The organism is Haladaptatus rarus, from assembly GCF_054177585.1.
The window spans coordinates 1-14,653 of the sequence record NZ_JBPEHG010000033.1; the positions used below are offsets into that span (position 1 = coordinate 1).

25 protein-coding genes are annotated in these 14,653 nt (G+C 58.0%); 10 read left to right on the plus strand and 15 right to left on the minus strand.

All coding sequences use genetic code 11. The features are described from left to right. The 3 genes from ACR3FE_RS27335 to ACR3FE_RS27345 all read right to left on the minus strand — a co-directional run. The coding region (locus ACR3FE_RS27335; RefSeq protein ID WP_458211010.1) for a hypothetical protein at positions 1-262 on the minus strand (262 nt) is incomplete at its 3' end. After that, on the minus strand, positions 259-462 hold the full coding sequence (locus ACR3FE_RS27340; protein WP_458211011.1) for a hypothetical protein: 204 nt from the start codon (positions 460-462) through the stop codon (positions 259-261). The genes ACR3FE_RS27340 and ACR3FE_RS27335, both read right to left, overlap by 4 nt. Further along, on the minus strand, positions 459-581 hold the full coding sequence (locus tag ACR3FE_RS27345; RefSeq protein ID WP_458211012.1) for a hypothetical protein: 123 nt from the start codon (positions 579-581) through the stop codon (positions 459-461). The genes ACR3FE_RS27340 and ACR3FE_RS27345 overlap by 4 nt, the downstream gene beginning before the upstream one ends. Before the next feature lie 299 nt (positions 582-880). On the opposite strand from ACR3FE_RS27345, the gene ACR3FE_RS27350 reads away from it, so the two are divergent. The 3 genes from ACR3FE_RS27350 to ACR3FE_RS27360 all read left to right on the plus strand — a co-directional run bounded on the left by ACR3FE_RS27350 (position 881) and on the right by ACR3FE_RS27360 (position 3,042). Next, positions 881-1,507, plus strand: coding sequence for a DUF8102 family protein (locus ACR3FE_RS27350; protein ID WP_458211013.1), 627 nt, complete (start codon positions 881-883; stop codon positions 1,505-1,507). A 55-nt stretch (positions 1,508-1,562) separates the two neighbouring features. Continuing rightward, complete coding sequence (locus tag ACR3FE_RS27355; RefSeq protein ID WP_458211014.1) at positions 1,563-1,937, plus strand: hypothetical protein; 375 nt, start codon at positions 1,563-1,565, stop codon at positions 1,935-1,937. Positions 1,938-2,583: 646 nt separating this feature from the next. After that, positions 2,584-3,042 (plus strand): hypothetical protein, encoded by a 459-nt coding sequence (locus ACR3FE_RS27360; protein WP_458211015.1) that lies wholly within the window; start codon positions 2,584-2,586, stop codon positions 3,040-3,042. 1 nt (position 3,043) lies between these two features. On the opposite strand, the gene ACR3FE_RS27365 is transcribed toward ACR3FE_RS27360, so the two are convergent. The 3 genes from ACR3FE_RS27365 to ACR3FE_RS27375 are packed head-to-tail and all read right to left on the minus strand — an operon-like array spanning position 3,044 to position 3,566. Next, positions 3,044-3,256: a hypothetical protein gene (locus ACR3FE_RS27365; RefSeq protein ID WP_458211016.1), complete on the minus strand. Its 213-nt coding sequence runs from the start codon at positions 3,254-3,256 to the stop codon at positions 3,044-3,046. Next, the gene (locus tag ACR3FE_RS27370) at positions 3,253-3,405 is read right to left on the minus strand and encodes a hypothetical protein (protein ID WP_458211017.1); all 153 of its coding nucleotides are present in this window, start codon (positions 3,403-3,405) and stop codon (positions 3,253-3,255) included. Before ACR3FE_RS27370 ends, ACR3FE_RS27365 begins: the two co-directional genes overlap by 4 nt. Next, the gene (locus tag ACR3FE_RS27375) at positions 3,402-3,566 is read right to left on the minus strand and encodes a hypothetical protein (protein ID WP_458211018.1); all 165 of its coding nucleotides are present in this window, start codon (positions 3,564-3,566) and stop codon (positions 3,402-3,404) included. Before ACR3FE_RS27375 ends, ACR3FE_RS27370 begins: the two co-directional genes overlap by 4 nt. A gap of 197 nt (positions 3,567-3,763) precedes the next feature. On the opposite strand from ACR3FE_RS27375, the gene ACR3FE_RS27380 reads away from it, so the two are divergent. From ACR3FE_RS27380 to ACR3FE_RS27410, 7 genes are read left to right on the plus strand one after another with little or no spacing between them, the layout of a single operon-like run. Beyond that, the gene (locus tag ACR3FE_RS27380) at positions 3,764-4,000 is read left to right on the plus strand and encodes a transcriptional regulator (RefSeq protein ID WP_458211019.1); all 237 of its coding nucleotides are present in this window, start codon (positions 3,764-3,766) and stop codon (positions 3,998-4,000) included. Then, a complete protein-coding gene (locus ACR3FE_RS27385) occupies positions 3,990-4,397 on the plus strand; it encodes a hypothetical protein (RefSeq protein ID WP_458211020.1) in 408 nt (135 codons plus the stop codon). The genes ACR3FE_RS27380 and ACR3FE_RS27385 overlap by 11 nt, the downstream gene beginning before the upstream one ends. Then, complete coding sequence (locus ACR3FE_RS27390; RefSeq protein ID WP_458211021.1) at positions 4,390-4,992, plus strand: hypothetical protein; 603 nt, start codon at positions 4,390-4,392, stop codon at positions 4,990-4,992. Before ACR3FE_RS27385 ends, ACR3FE_RS27390 begins: the two co-directional genes overlap by 8 nt. Beyond that, complete coding sequence (locus ACR3FE_RS27395) at positions 4,989-5,363, plus strand: DUF4326 domain-containing protein (RefSeq protein ID WP_458211022.1); 375 nt, start codon at positions 4,989-4,991, stop codon at positions 5,361-5,363. The genes ACR3FE_RS27390 and ACR3FE_RS27395 overlap by 4 nt, the downstream gene beginning before the upstream one ends. Further along, complete coding sequence (locus tag ACR3FE_RS27400; protein WP_458211023.1) at positions 5,360-6,586, plus strand: TrbL/VirB6 family protein; 1,227 nt, start codon at positions 5,360-5,362, stop codon at positions 6,584-6,586. The genes ACR3FE_RS27395 and ACR3FE_RS27400 overlap by 4 nt, the downstream gene beginning before the upstream one ends. Next, positions 6,583-7,257: an HNH endonuclease gene (locus ACR3FE_RS27405; protein ID WP_458211024.1), complete on the plus strand. Its 675-nt coding sequence runs from the start codon at positions 6,583-6,585 to the stop codon at positions 7,255-7,257. Before ACR3FE_RS27400 ends, ACR3FE_RS27405 begins: the two co-directional genes overlap by 4 nt. 48 nt (positions 7,258-7,305) lie before the next feature. Continuing rightward, positions 7,306-7,494: a helix-turn-helix domain-containing protein gene (locus ACR3FE_RS27410; protein ID WP_458211025.1), complete on the plus strand. Its 189-nt coding sequence runs from the start codon at positions 7,306-7,308 to the stop codon at positions 7,492-7,494. Positions 7,495-8,513: 1,019 nt separating this feature from the next. On the opposite strand, the gene ACR3FE_RS27415 is transcribed toward ACR3FE_RS27410, so the two are convergent. The 9 genes from ACR3FE_RS27415 to ACR3FE_RS27455 all read right to left on the minus strand — a co-directional run. Beyond that, positions 8,514-8,669 (minus strand): hypothetical protein, encoded by a 156-nt coding sequence (locus tag ACR3FE_RS27415; RefSeq protein ID WP_458211026.1) that lies wholly within the window; start codon positions 8,667-8,669, stop codon positions 8,514-8,516. Beyond that, positions 8,669-9,325 (minus strand): hypothetical protein, encoded by a 657-nt coding sequence (locus ACR3FE_RS27420; RefSeq protein ID WP_458211027.1) that lies wholly within the window; start codon positions 9,323-9,325, stop codon positions 8,669-8,671. Before ACR3FE_RS27420 ends, ACR3FE_RS27415 begins: the two co-directional genes overlap by 1 nt. Next, the gene (locus tag ACR3FE_RS27425) at positions 9,322-9,762 is read right to left on the minus strand and encodes a hypothetical protein (RefSeq protein ID WP_458211028.1); all 441 of its coding nucleotides are present in this window, start codon (positions 9,760-9,762) and stop codon (positions 9,322-9,324) included. The genes ACR3FE_RS27420 and ACR3FE_RS27425 overlap by 4 nt, the downstream gene beginning before the upstream one ends. A 2-nt stretch (positions 9,763-9,764) precedes the next feature. After that, positions 9,765-9,950, minus strand: coding sequence for a hypothetical protein (locus ACR3FE_RS27430; RefSeq protein ID WP_458211029.1), 186 nt, complete (start codon positions 9,948-9,950; stop codon positions 9,765-9,767). Next, positions 9,947-10,129: a hypothetical protein gene (locus ACR3FE_RS27435; RefSeq protein WP_458211030.1), complete on the minus strand. Its 183-nt coding sequence runs from the start codon at positions 10,127-10,129 to the stop codon at positions 9,947-9,949. The genes ACR3FE_RS27430 and ACR3FE_RS27435 overlap by 4 nt, the downstream gene beginning before the upstream one ends. Continuing rightward, positions 10,126-10,557 carry a hypothetical protein gene (locus tag ACR3FE_RS27440; RefSeq protein WP_458211031.1) on the minus strand — a complete coding sequence of 144 codons (432 nt, stop codon included), beginning with the start codon at positions 10,555-10,557 and terminating at the stop codon, positions 10,126-10,128. Before ACR3FE_RS27440 ends, ACR3FE_RS27435 begins: the two co-directional genes overlap by 4 nt. Next, positions 10,554-10,970 (minus strand): hypothetical protein, encoded by a 417-nt coding sequence (locus ACR3FE_RS27445; protein ID WP_458211032.1) that lies wholly within the window; start codon positions 10,968-10,970, stop codon positions 10,554-10,556. Before ACR3FE_RS27445 ends, ACR3FE_RS27440 begins: the two co-directional genes overlap by 4 nt. Before the next feature lie 45 nt (positions 10,971-11,015). Then, positions 11,016-11,150, minus strand: coding sequence for a hypothetical protein (locus tag ACR3FE_RS27450; protein ID WP_458211033.1), 135 nt, complete (start codon positions 11,148-11,150; stop codon positions 11,016-11,018). Positions 11,151-11,505: 355 nt separating this feature from the next. Then, positions 11,506-14,653 (minus strand): RNA polymerase sigma factor sigma-70 region 4 domain-containing protein (locus ACR3FE_RS27455; RefSeq protein WP_458211034.1); only part of this gene is annotated, 3,148 nt, incomplete at its 5' end.

Sequence of the window (14,653 nt, forward strand, 5' to 3'; positions counted from 1 at the left end):
AGGTGACCTCGTGGTCGTCACCGATGTCGACGTCGATGTCGAGCATGTGGCCGTCGATGAGTCCGACGATGATGTATGGCTTCTCGGGGTCCGTCTCCTCGTAGGTGAGCGTGTAGGGGTTCTCCTCGGATCGGGGGTCGATGTCGTCGGGACAATCGCCGACCCATCGGTAGCCCTTCGGTGGGAGTTTTCTTCCAGCGCCTTCGAACGCCGACGCGGGGACGTACAAGTACTGGTCGCGGTCGCGGTACTGGTCAGTCATCGGTTAACCTCGTAGAAATTGTTCTCGTCTTCAGGGCAGGTCTCATTCAGGAGGACGAGACACCGTTTCACACTGCGTCGGTGCGTCCCATACGACTCTTGTTCGTTGCCACACCGCGAGCAGGTGACGGCGACGCCAGGGGTTGGGTGTCCACTGTCGCTTTCGAGTTCGACATGCGACTTGGTGCAGGAGATTCTCATCGCGTCCTCCCTCCGAGCATGATGTGGTGAACGAGTTCCCAGCCACCACTGGGGGATGATTCGTAGTCGGTCGGTTCGTCGCGTGGTCCGTGCGTGCCGTCGTAGTGCGTGTATCGCATGTGTGAGCGTCCATGAGTCCGTGTCGTGGACAATTCGCGGACGAAGACACACCGGCAGGGAAAAGGCCTTGAACCCGGACGCCGTATGTCCGAGTAGAAGGTCAATCCCCTGCACGGGACCCTTCGTCCGATAACTTCCTTCAAAACGCCCGAAACAAGCCAGGTCCTTCCTACAAGACGAGGCTTGCGGGCGTTTTGTTCAATTCTGTGTCCTTTAGTGACGACTGTGTTCTTGGTTGGTTAATCGTGACCCGAGACTATAAGAGTTGCCCCGTTCTTGAGTAGAAACGTAACACATTATGACGGACGAACCATCCCCTTCCATCCTGACTCAATCGCAGCGAGCGTTGCTGAGAGGCGAGAAAGAGACCGATGAGAGGAGTGAACGGTCGATGCGGGCGAGGATTCGCTATCGCGTTCGGAGTGCATTCTCCCAGGATGCGCCGCTTCTGTTGGGGATGCGCTCTCGGGATCTCGACACCATCTTTCACAATTTCACACAGGGCGAGCGGTCGATCTCGTCCGACGAAGAACAGAGCGAGTTCTACGATGGTGTCCGTGACTTGTTGGGGGTTATCTATCTCCAGACTCACGACCGCGTCCCACCGCATGACTTCGAGACACTACTCCGCCAAGGGATATTGCGCGCAGTCGACCGCGAGCATGTTGGTACTCCCGAGGAGAAACCGGGCGTCCGAATTGATTTTGAAGTCGAAGAACTGTCCCATCGTCTCTCGGAGGACGTCCTGGAGATGATTGAGCGTGGCCAGGTGGAGCGCCTATCCGCGGACGAGGCACAGTTCGCCCTCCGCTTGGCACTCTCCGACGACGATGTCCCGGACGACGTCGTTCGCCAGCAGTTTCGACGCCGTTGGGAGGAGGCACGAGACGTGCCGTGGCCCGGAGAAGACGATACCGACGAGTGACGTCTTTCGCACGTCTGACTGACTCTCTTGTAAATCGCGTCGCAATCGCCGCGCAATGAAGAACATTACCGTCCGACTCGAAGAGAGTACGGTACAGCGACTTGATAAAGTCACCAACAATCGGAGTGAATACGTCCGCAATCTCATCGTATCGGACCTTGAAGACGGGACGAACACACACGACTCATCGACGAAGGTCGAGCAATTGCGCGACGAACGCGACAGAATCCGTGAGAGCCTCACAGAGAAGCGCGTTGAAGCCGCCCGACTCGAAGCGACTAACGAGCGATTGCAATCCGACTTAGATCGTGTTCGCGACGAACGCGATAGCGCACAGGCGCGGTACCACGAGGCGCACACGAAACTCAAACTGCACAACTCGGAGAGGGACGGTCTCCTCTCACGTCTAAGTGGACTCCTCTCACGGTAACGTGGACCGGGTTTAGACGCCCAAGTCCGGGGGTTCGCCCCCTCAGGATGCACTTGCACGGGGTTCTTTCCTAACGCATTAGCGCTAATCGAGCACTAATCCCGGCCGTACGAAGATTATGGGTATCAATTTCTGACGACGGTTCTGTTCTGGCGACGCCTCTGGCGAATGCGCGGCTTCCCGGATTGAATTTCCCTTCTGCTATAGCCTGTGGGGACTTGTCCCTGCTATTGCCCCCTTGGGGTTGGCCCTTCTCACGCCAGAGTGGGGATTCGTCTATGCTATAGCCAGCTCGGGGTTCCACCCTCTCTATGAGAGTCGGAGTTCGTCACTGCCATAGCATGGCCTGGGGTTCATCCTTGCTACTGCATGTTTGGGGTTCACCATTCTGACATATTCGGGGTTCTCCCTGCTATAGCCAGTGTGGGGTTCATCCCATCTATCAGCATTGTGGGGGTTCACTCTCTCGCGTTATCCGTGGGTTCTCTTCTATTTCTGCATGGCCTGAATGGCCTTGATATTCGTCGGTGGGGGTGTCCCCTTTCTTAGTCTAACGAGGTTTGTGTTGTCGTCTATTGGTGTCGTCCTGTGGGATTTGATATTTCTCGACATATATTTTTAGTACGGGGCCGTCGTAGTATCTCGTATGTCACTCGCGCAAAAACACCGTGAATCAATCCATCCCAAGGCGCTCGACACACTCCGTGCACTCGTCTTCTACGACGGACGAGCCTCGACAAAACAGATAACTGACTATACGGACCATGGCAACAACGTCCTCCATTATTGGTTCGACCAGTTGATACAACGCGGGTGGATTGAACGGACTGACGAGGTCGAACCGTCGCGTGGCCCCATCCCGGCACACGTCTATGCCATTACCGACGAGGGCCGGGACGTCGTCGAGGAGCACCGTGACGAGAACCCCACGATAGAGAGTCGTCTTGTGTCGTTGGAGACGCGCGTCGACGACCTGGTGGACGAGAACAGTACTCTCCGCGACCAGAACGAACTCCTGCGCGACAGGCTCGACACCCACGAGGAGCGCCTGGAGGATATCCGGACGGTCGTCAAAAGGTTGTACGGAAAAGTCTTCGAGGACTGAGTTAGTATGAGATACTAACGTGCGCGTCCGCGTCGGTGTGTGTGTCTTCTGACGCGGCGATCTCCCAGATCTCGACGTCGTCGTACGCCTCTTCTCTACCGTCCTCGAACGTTACCACGAGATCGTCCGTCCACACTGCGTCCACACCGACGACGTCCGTCAGCGTCTCCGTGGCGTCTCTGCGTGTGTGGTAGACGCGGAGGTCGAACGTCATAGGCCACACTCCTCCTGTTGACTCTGACGCTCGAAGTGACGCCAGACTGCGGTGGGTATGAGACACCCGCAGGACAGGCGGACGTCGTCGAGACTGTCGAACGAAACGAAATACACCGTCTTGCCGCAGTCCGGGCAGGCGACAGTCATTCGTCCTCGACCTCCGGGAGTTCGCGACGTCCGTCCCGAACGCACGGCCAGCACGGGAAGCCGGTGAGTGTGTCCTCGCAGTCGTGTTCGTCGTCCTCGTCGAGGAAGTCGATCAATGTGCTGTCGATAGTCTCAAGGGTCGTCTGGTTCTTGGTTGACATGGGTTCCAGTCCATTTGTTGGAAACCCGGCTCGGGTGTGCAACCACCCGGGCAGATTCTCACCTGCCCTGCGAACCGTGTCTCCTTACCCATACATATGACTACATGGGTAATAAAGGTACCGATTCAGTTGGATACATGGGGTTTTATAGTAACCCGGCACATACATATGTGTGGGTAAAGACGATGGAAACAGAGATGCCCTACGACGAACGCGATACCGAATCAGGCCGTTTCACGCCTACATTCACCGACGAACAGTTTCTCGACGCCGTCGACGACCTCGACACCCCGACGACGAACAACGTGGCCGAAGCTATCGGGTGCAAGTACCGGACTGCGTACGCGCGACTGACGTCTCTCGACGACGAGGGACGGGTTACACGCCATGAAATCGGCAACACGCTCGTGTGGGAGGTCGTCGATGACGAGTGAATCGTTTGAGGATATCCTCCCCGAAGACAGTCACTGTATCGGCGAGGGTGACTGGACATGCGCGGAGTGTGGTGTCGAGACTGGCGGACATACACTCCCCGGCGTGGGGCGGAGAATGCTGTGTAAACGCTGTGCAATGGCAGAGTCTGACGATTACGTGCAGACGGGTGTCTCGATTGATTGCCCCGGGTGTGGGGCGACGACGGACTACATCGGAAAGGAGAGTGGTCTCCACGCCTGCCCGCGCTGCCTGGAGTTCTTCACCGTCGAAGACGGAGACGCGAGAACGTTTCAAGACGTCTTTGTCGAGCTGATTGAGAACAATCCAAACGCCTCTCTCGCGGACGCTCTCGACGACTTCACCCGGGGGGACGAGGAGGTCGACGACGATGAGTGACGCTTCGACCCCCGAACCCTCCGACCAATCGTTCGACACGGGGATGGAACTTTGTGGACGGTTAGACTCGGAAGAAGAACTCCAAGAGTGGCTAAAGGAGTTTTTTGAGAGCAGAGGATGGACAGCCATCCGCGAGGTCACCCCCCACGGGTCCAACTACAAAGCGGATCTCATTGTAGAACACGAAGCCTTTGGGTGGGTGGGTATCGAAACGAAGTACTTCCGGAATGATGGGGGTGGAAAGGCCGCAAAGGCGCACCATCAAATCACGAGGAGGTACAGGGGAGAGAAGTACATCGGGAAGAAAATAGATTTGTGGGCGGTGTGTCCCTACTTTTGGGGAATCAATAGCCAAGACCCCGAGTATCAGCAGGATAGGATCAGGTCGGTATTCATGCGTGAGTTCTTCGGCCATCATGGGATTGGGTACATCAATCTGAACAGGCCGACACTTCTCATCGACTATGCGTACTCCGATAGCAAGCAGAAAATTCCAGTCGGGGGGGACTACCTCTCGCAGTACTTCGAGTCCGTCGATATCGAGTACATCCGTGAACGGGTGCAGGCAAAAAGGAGAGAGTACGACTACCGATGAGTGACACCACCCAAACCACCCTGACGGGAGACGTTGAAACAAGAGTCGTCAACCGTGACAAGAGTGAGTTCGACGTCGATCTCGGTCGAGAGGGCAGGGGCGACGACGCCGACCATATGAACAACACTGAAATCGGACGTCCTGGGTGGCTCGGTAACCCGTACCGACTCAAAAAGTACGGTGGGGACTACACACGAGAGGAGTCAATCAAAGCGTTTCGAGAGGACTTTCACGCCCGGCTTGAAGAGGACGACGAGTTCCGAAAGGCGGTCGAGGCACTCCGGGGCGAGACTCTGGGGTGTTTTTGCAAACCGCAGGCCTGCCACGGTGACGTCGTACTCGACTATCTCCGGGGGTGTGAGACCTCATGAGGACTCGCGTCCTCGTTGTTCTCCTTGCTCTCCTCCTCATGAGTCCGATAGCAGCTGCACAGTCGACGAACACCACGACAACGGAGTCTCACTGGACGAACGCGAGTTCTGGCGGTGGGGGCGGTGTCCTTGGTGGTGGCTTTGGGGTTGGCCCGAGGGCGTGGTTTGACACGATTATCAACACGTCGCGGGACAAACTCGCGGGTTCTCTTGAATGGCAGATTCGGACGACCGTGGCGATCTGGATTGGCACGCCCTACGATGATACAGGCGTGACGACGACGGCAGGCAACAACGTTATCGACGCACTGAGTGGCGTGATGACGACACTCCGGACAGACGTCTACGGTGCGTACGTCTTCCCGTTCTTGGTGATGTTACTCGTCATCTTTCTGCTCATTTCGTCGGTGGCTATCCCCGCCTCGACGATGTTCTACGGAGCTAGTCTGACGAGATGGGCAGGCAAGATCGGGATGGCGATTATCGTCGTCGGTATCTCGTACGACGTCGTCAACACGCTTCAAATGGCGTCGAATGCGATTGCACTCAGTATCGCCCCGTCGCCCGAAGAACTGACGCAGTCGATGGCAGGCGTCTTCAAACTCGGCGCTGCGCCTGCCGTCGCCGCAGTCGGACTCTATGCGTTGGGACTGGGCAAGGCGCTCGTCCTGGGGTTCGTCTATGCGATTCGGCAAGTCGCGTTGATGATGGCTCCGGCAGTCATGCCTCTGGCGCTCGTCCTGGCGTACGCAGGCCCACACGGACGTCTCCGTAATGCCGGGTCCATGCTCTTCTGGCAGTGGTTCAGTCTCACGTTCGTCACCATCCCCGTGGCTATCCTGTTGCGGATCGCCTTCGAACTCGACTGGTCGTTTGGCGTGACTGGCATCATCGGATTCATGCTAACGCTCGGGATCTTCGCACTGGCGCTGATTCTCCCGTTCGTGTCGAGCGTGGCGTTCTTTCGGAGTCCGCCGACACCGCGCAAAATCGCCTCGAAGGTGTCCCCGACGTCGAGGAGTGGCGGCAGTATGTTCGGTGGGTCACCCCGTCCGACGGCTGCGGATGGTGGTGGGGCGTCACCCACGAACCCGCGACAGACGGCGGCAGACGGTGGCCGGACGGCCTCACACTCACCGAACCCCCAGGGTGAAAGGACGAGAAAGGGGACTCAAACCACCGTCAAACAACGAAAACAGTACGCAGACAGGAGTAACCGATGAAATCCAGCAACTACCCCGACGATTGGGACGTCCGACGACGACACGCATACGAGAGAGACGAGTGGCGGTGCTCGAACTGTGGCCGTCTCGGTGGCCAGTACGGAGATCGCGAACTCCACGCCCACCATATCGTCCCAAAGTCGAAAGGTGGCAGTGATAAAATGTCCAACCTCAAGACGCTCTGTAAGGAGTGCCACAACGCCATTCACCACAACGGCAAGATGGCACCGACGGTCACGCAGCAATCGGTAGACGGTGGCAATATCCTTCGGTCGATCGCCGTGATTGGGTACGTCCTCGTCGTGTATTGGATATCATCCCACCTTACCGCATTTCTAAACGACGGGTCGTTATTGGGGCAGACGGCGCACTTCGGTGTTGCAGCCGTCCTGATGGCTATCCTGTCGGTTGGATCTGTCCGACTGGCGCGCGCGCTCTCGAGTCGAAAGGGGAAACAGAAGGTCGTCATGGGTGTGGCCGTCCTCGCCGTCACACTACTCACTCTCGGCTATCTCGCCGGACAGTTCCAACTCGTGCTGACGTACCTGCTGATGGTTGGCGGGGCTATCTGGGGCGTTGTCGTGGCGGTGACGTACGTCGTGAGGATGATTGGCGGGGAGATCCGGTCGGTGACCTCCGCCACCCGATCGGTGCGTCAGTTCTGGCGATAGCCCACTCCCCCCGAAAAACTAACTTTTCTCCCGGGATAGCCTTGTAATATGAGCACAATAGACTCATATCCTTACAGAGACCGCCAAGTCCTCGAACATCTTTACGTCCGCCGGGAGATGTCGATGGCCGAGATCGCGGATAGATTCGGTTGCGGCGTGAGCACGATAAGACGATGGCTGGATAATCACGATATCGACCGACGACCTCCAGGTAGGGCCGAACCGTCTGATTCGTGAGAGGTTGGCCTTTTTTGGATGTATCAGATTGATTGGTATGCCAAAGTAGAACGCACGACTGCGTGGACTTGTCTTGAGAGAAAACACCGCGTATCGAGTGAAAATGGCCGATTCACTTCCCTATTCAATTATAATCGGAAGTGGATTCAGTCCGGGAAACGTTTCCCGGACCGAAGGTTAGCACAGCATACTAACGTCGAGATGACGCGAGTGCGAAATTTTACACATCTGCTTATTTTTTAGCAGTGGCTCTCTCGCACTCACCATTACAGACATAAGCGGGTGTGTACCCACCTTCGTGCAAATTTGCACGGAAGTCGAGAAGTTCCAGGGTACAAACGATGTACCCGCGGGTACAGAAAGTGCCGTGGAACTTCGAAAGTTCCATTTGGAACTTTTGCCACCTGGCAAATTTGTTCATTTGAACATTTTTGCCACTGCTGCTTAGAGAGAAATGGGGCAGTGGATTCCCGAGTGGCAAAATTTTGCATCTCGGGGAACTGCCAAATTCTGCCAAGCTTGGCAAAATTTCGCACCGTCTACTTCCGCTTTCCCCGTTAAGCGGGCGTGAGACACTGATATCAGTTTGATGTTTGAAGTCATGATTGTATGTCTCTAATGATGTCATGAGTCGCCGCGCTCCGAGCGCGGCGACTCCCCATCTACTGTCCGGCCCAGGATTTGGCGATTTGTTGGCAGCCGGCGGGTTAGAATGGTATACCAACGTCAGCGGGGAGGGTCCTGCTCCCCGAAGACGCCTATGAGCAGTGATAACTCGTATTGAGCTACATCGACCGGTCGAGGGGCCGACGTCCTCACGTACGCACTCCGGTAACTTAAAACTAAGTTACCAGTAAGTTTTTATGTCTGGACTGTGAAAGAGTAAGTGCTGGACCATCCAGCAGCGCACCTTCGCCGGTGAGTCGTTTTGCATTAGTTGGGGCGGTGTCCACCGTGACATCGCACCTGTTTCGTTCTTGCTTTAACCAACAGTGACGAGTGGGGGGAGTGCGTGTTGGTTAAGCCGTAAACTCGATCGTGACGATAACGTTGTTCCCCCGTTGCTCGGGGACGATCGCCCACGAGTCGACGGACGTCACCCCCGCAGCGAAGTCCGTGAGATGAGTTTGGATAGCGTCTGCATTGTTGGCGACGCGGGCACTGTCGAATGGCATCAGGCGCTCACCTCCTCACCGTCTTCGTCCGCAGTAGCCAGCGCTTCGAGTGTACTGTAGACTCTCCCGGGTTCGTGGCTAGACACGTATTCGGCCAGCTCGCGCTTCCCGGCCAGGTCCGGGGAACCGCCGAATCCGCCGAACTCACGCGCGACGGCGATCAACTCACGTCGGGTATACTCAGTCTGCACTTCGGTCGCGAACGACTTCGGTGGGTCCGCCCCCTCGCGTTCGTCGACGAGGTCACGGCCGCAGACACGACGGAGTTCGTTCTTGTTTGCCGTCTCGTCCATGCCCTGCCACTCGACACCGAGAGCGTCAAACACACGCTCCTGCACTCTCTCGTCCATCAGTTTTCGAGAGTATAGCTTCGTTGGCATGAAATTGAAGTCGAGGATGGTTTCGGCGGCAGTCGCCGGATCATAATCGACCTCGATCTCCTGGTGCGATTCGAGGTAAGAGAGACCGTCATCCGGGACGAGCGCGACGTATCGCTGCCCTTGGTTGAGTGGCGATCGCCCCGGCCACATGCCCTGATTTCTGAGTGCGCCTTTCACTGGAAGGGCGGAGTCGTCGCTATCCCCCGTGAACGTCACCGTCACGAGTTCGAGCGACTTCTCGGGGTCGTCCAGGTAGGTCTCCTCGACGTAAATCACTGGGAGTCACCACCGAGCTGCTCGACGCGCGCCTTGAGTTCGCTTCGAAGTTCGTCGGCATCCATCTCCTCTTCGAGAGCGGCGAGTTCGGACTGCATGGCCGTCATCTGCTCGTACACCGTCGCCGCCTTTTGCACGACACTGTCGAGTGCGGCGTCAGTGTTCGGCGACTCTGCGGCTGCAGACTTGCTGTCGATGCCACGCAGTGGGTTCGACGTCGAGTGCGATCGCTGTCTGTCCGCCGTCTCCCGAAAGAGGGCCGCGACGGACACCGAATCAAGTCCCCCGTCGTCAGTGGCCGTCTCCCCACTCTTCTGCTCGATCTGAGAGAGATCGATGTCTCCCGATTGAAGGTGACGACTCCCTTTGACGGTGCCGTTGCTTTGCTGTCTGACTGCCTTTGCGAGTTTGTCCGTAAAGTTGTCTGATTTCGACATGATTACATCTCCTCTGTCTGCCACTCTCCGCGTTCGTCCGTCCACGCGCGCGTCGTCGCGAACGTCTCTACCTCCTGGCCGTCCTCGTCCACGAGTGTGTCCGTGATGACGATCTCCGTGTTGTCGCCTAACCCCGACTCCTCGACGAGGCGCGAAAGACGACGCTCAATCTGCCGTTGGGACGTCACGATTCGACCTCCTGGTATACGTTGTAGTCCCCGAGTTCGGCCACCTTCTCGGCGTTCTCGTCGAGGTCGTCATCGAAGACAACGCGAAATCCGTTCTCTCGGGCGTCGCGCAACCAGTCTGCGTCGTCGTCGCCAGTCAATGCGGCCAACCGACGCTCGATGTCACGTTGCGACGTCATTCACTACCCCCGTATTCGCTGGCCTGGCGTACGGTCCACTGCCAGACTTTATCGGATTCGTCGGACGTCAGTTCACCGGCGAAGTACACCGTGGGGTCCGGTGTCTCCGGTGACGAGAGACACTCCGCGAGATAGGCGATGTAGTCATCTGCCCGGATCCGGACACCCGATCGCTCTTCGAGTTTGTCCAGGGCGTTCTGAAGGCGTCGGTAAAAGTCGTCAGCGGACTCTTGACAGACGATGAACATACCGAAGGTGTCACCGAGTCTCCAACGTGCGCGCCAATCGGCGAGAAGGACTTGCTCGACGTCCTCGGGGATATCGTCGCCCACCCCCATGACGAGACTGTTATCCAGGTTGATTTCTTGGAGACCGTGGGTGTCTTCGATGTTATTGAGTCGCTTCTCTATCTGTCGCTTTGTCGTCATGGTATGTCATCTCCTTGGACCTCTTCGAGCTGATCGAGGCGCTCTTCGACGTTCTCCATCCAATGATAGTCGTTGATGAACTCATTCCAATCTTTGACAGTTTGCGCTGCCTTGCGGTACTCCTCACGGTCGAGAAGTCCCTCCATCGCCCGGTGGAAAACGCTCTCCGTAATCATAATCCGACGATCCCCGAGCTTCTCGTCGATGTACTTCGCCAGGACGTCCATGTCGTTATTGATATTCGACGGCGTACACCCGTACCTGTCAGCCAACCGCGACTGGTTTAATCGTCGAGGGTGTCCCGCCTCCTCCAACAGTTGGAGGATTTCGGCGCGTCGAGACGTGTAGTGGTACTCTTCGGGGGGTTTGTCATCGGGGATATCGACAGCAGCGTAGTCTATATCTCTCGCCATGTGTGAATGATATTCGACAGTTTTGGGGGCTGTCTGTCACCCGGCTTACTCATCGGCAAAGATATCCTCCGGGAGATTTGCACGAAGAAACGCCTCGTGCGAGACGCCTCTCTCAGGCTTTGCTTCGAGGAGACGTTCGTGAAACTCCCGAGAAACGTGAATCGTCGTGTGTTCGGACATATTGTCGTTCGTTAGTATCCCATACTAACCTATGGGTTACTTCACCATAAAAGTATGCGAGGAACTTAAATACCGTATATAAAGTATGGGTGGGGTATAAGACGCCAAAACGCCCACTTTGGCTATAATCGTCAAAAACGCAAGAGGGCGTTAGGTTGGCAAAGGTCGTTATAGTATAGTACTATAGTGGGGTTTGCCAACCCTCCCACGCCTTGCGGTTTTACCTATTTCTGGTTGTGGGTGGGAGTTCGTCGAAGACAGCCGCCGCCGCCTCGGTCACACCGTACAGTGGCGCACCGTTCGGGATACCAGTCGCTCACACCGAGTGGCTATCACCGCCGTTTTGGGTGGGTGGCTACCCGTCTCCAGGGCCACTCTCCCAGTCCCACTCGCCTGTCGTCGCGGGTTGGGACGGGGTCGACGCCCCACCAGTCGGTGAATCGGCGTTCAGTGCCGAACCGACGTCGGATATCTCCAACGCCCACGTATTAGCCTCCCATACGGCATCGTTGGAGGTCTCACCGAGGTCGACGTAGCCGGTGTTCGGACACCCAGAGTCGGCGTACAGCGTCGCTCCGTTGGCTCCGTGGCCGTCGAACGTTTGGACAGTGCCGTGTTCGTGGTGTCGTTTGAGTGTCTGCCGGACGTGTTCACGCGAACAGGCGACGTCGTCCGCGATCTCCTGTGCGGTCATCGTCCCGCGTGCGTCCCGCAGGGTTTCGATAATCTCGCGTTGCGTCTCGGTGAACACCCACTCGACGCCGGGGACTTTCACATCGGCGAATCCCGGCGGGATAGCATCCGTGCGAACGAAGACAGTCGCGTGGCTGTCGGGGTCGTCAGGGTTGCGTGCGTAGCGCCCTGCGGCCTGTGCGACGTGACTTTCGCGGACGCTCGCCAGGACCTCCTGTGCGGTGTCGGCGTCCTCACCGACGAACCCACGCCCGTGTGCGCGGTTGTGGCCTGTGCCGTCGCACTTGTGACACCCATCACCGTCGCAGTGTTGACACTCGGTATCACTCCGTTGGGCCTGTGCTTCAAGATCGAGTTCGGCGAGCAGGTCCACCACGTGGTCGTCACCCGGATCCATGCACCCAAGGACAGCCCCGACACGTTCGTGTTTGTAGTCGTTGCGGGACTTCTCTTCGCCGTAGTGCATGGTGTCGGGTTGGTAGCAGCCAGCCTCACTCATCAACTCACCGACGCGGGATTCGACTTGTGTCGTCGTGATCGCAGTCCGGGCAGTCTCCGCGCCGTATTCGTTCACCAAGTGGTCGAAGAACGTCCGGACACCGTCGTCGTCCAACCACTCACGGGCGTTATCGCCGGACAGTGGCCGGGTTGCGTCGCCGACTTGTACAACACGCAGTCCGCGCTCGTATCGTCGCCAGAGACGGCGTTCGTCACTGTCGAGAACGGCCTTGGTTTGGATTGCGGGATGCACGTTCACCATCCACTTCGGGCGCGCGGGGTGGGCGTCGAGTCCCACGACACTCCGGGCCTGTGAGAAGTCTGGCGTCGATCGAACCGTCCGGAGTTGGTTATCCGCAGTCATCGTCACGGAGAGCCATTCACGGTTCCAGCCCTCCTCGTCGCGCACGGTTGCATCCAGGCGTGGCGGTTCGTGGACGGTCTTGCCGAACCAGCGTCCGTTCGTCCGGTCCTCACCGTTGAAGATCGCGCGTGCAAGGCCGGGAGCGAGTGTGTGGGCGTCTGCCTCGTCGAAATACCACTCACGGGCGGGGTCGGTACTCAGTTTGTGTTCAAGTGCGTCGCGTTCGGTTGCGGCGTCCGTCCCGTACGCATCGTTGCGCGCGAGTTGGATGAACGCCTCCCACGACTGCACGGGCGCGTCGATCTCCTTCAAGAAGGCCGTGATAGCACGGGCGACGCGGTCTTTACTCAGACTTTGGGTGTAATCGGGTTCTTCGTCGACGACGATGTTCGTCTGCATTCGAAGGCCGGGGACGTGGGCGAACTCGTGGGTGCCAAAGACGACGTCGAGGTCGTCAGTCTCACTCTGGCGAATCGTCCGCAGCTCCTCCCACTGCCTGATAGCGGGACACGTCCCGTCGTCTTCACAACACGGGAGATCGTCCACGTGTTGGTCGTTCACGTCTTCGAGGCGTCGGTGGGCGGCACTGAAGGCGATGCCCTTCCCGTCACATTGCGTTCGAATCCACTCACTGGCGGGTGTACCGTTCACGGTGAGTTCGAGACGGTCGTTATCGTCGTCCTCGTCGGGATCGTAGTCGCCTGCCGCAATCGGACAGGCTTCGTCACGCGCGCGGAGGACGAAGAACGAGACACCGTTCTCGTTCGCCGCCTCGATATTCTCGTCTCTCGCGTCGCGGGTTGCGGAGAGGTGAACAACCTGCCGTCCGGCAGTCACGGCGTCGTACTGTGATGCACTCCAGGGCGTCGTCGCGACGGTATAGGATTTGCCGATTGAAGTGGGAGCGTCGACGACAGCGGTGTCCTGGTGGCCCATCACTTCGGTAATGGTGTCGAACAGGCGGGTTCGCGCGTCGTCAGTTGACGGCCACTCCAGGCCACGTTTTCGGGCCGCTCGTTTCCGGTCGTCGTGACTGAGTGCGTCGAGTTGGCCCAGTGGGAGTGCGGAGACGGGTTGGCTGTCCGGCGATTCGTACTTGGGGACATCAAACCCGAGTTCACGGAGTCGTTCGATACCAGTCCACCACTTCTCGCCTGAAACGCGGGGGGTAGCCTCCCCGGGTTGGATATCGCCAGCGGCGATAAGCGCCATGACGACGGGGCCGCCGTAGCCGCCTTTACTCCCGGTATCCTGCCAAATCTCACTGTTGACGATGTTCGCCGTCCCGTTCGCCCCCGGCCCCCACGTCGGGACGAACGCCCGGTTTCCGTCACTCGTCCCGGCGTTATCGTTCCAGCTGTGGACGATCGTCCGGTCGGCCACACGTCGCGCGTCGAGGCGGTCGAGTGCGGCGAAGATGTCCCGGATATCGTCAGTTGTCTCGTCGGTCGTCGTCGCACTCGGGGTGTAGTCCTGCGCGTTGAACTCCTCGTGTTCGGCCGCGGGGTCGCGTTCAGGTTCAGGTTCGGATTCGTGTTCGAGGAGGTCGACACCAAAGCCCTTGTTCAGGGAGGCTTCCTCGTGTTCGACGACGTCGTCGAAATAGACGTGTTCGGTGGGTTCGGCAGTGAGATCGTACTCGGGATGGTGAAATGGTGACGTGACAACCCCCAGGCCCGCTGAGAGGTCGCCCTGAATATCCACACCATCGACACCACTAATCCCGTCGTGGTCTCGTTTGAACTTGAGAATCGTGTGCGGCCCGCCACTCGCGGAGGTGAACGCGAGCGCCCCGTTCAGCGTCCGTATCTCGTTAATATCGCCCTCAAAGGTGACCTCGTGGTCGTCACCGATGTCGACGTCGATGTCGAGCATGTGGCCGTCGATGAGTCCGACGATGATGTATGGCTTCTCGGGGTCCGTCTCCTCGTAGGTGAGCGTGTAGGGG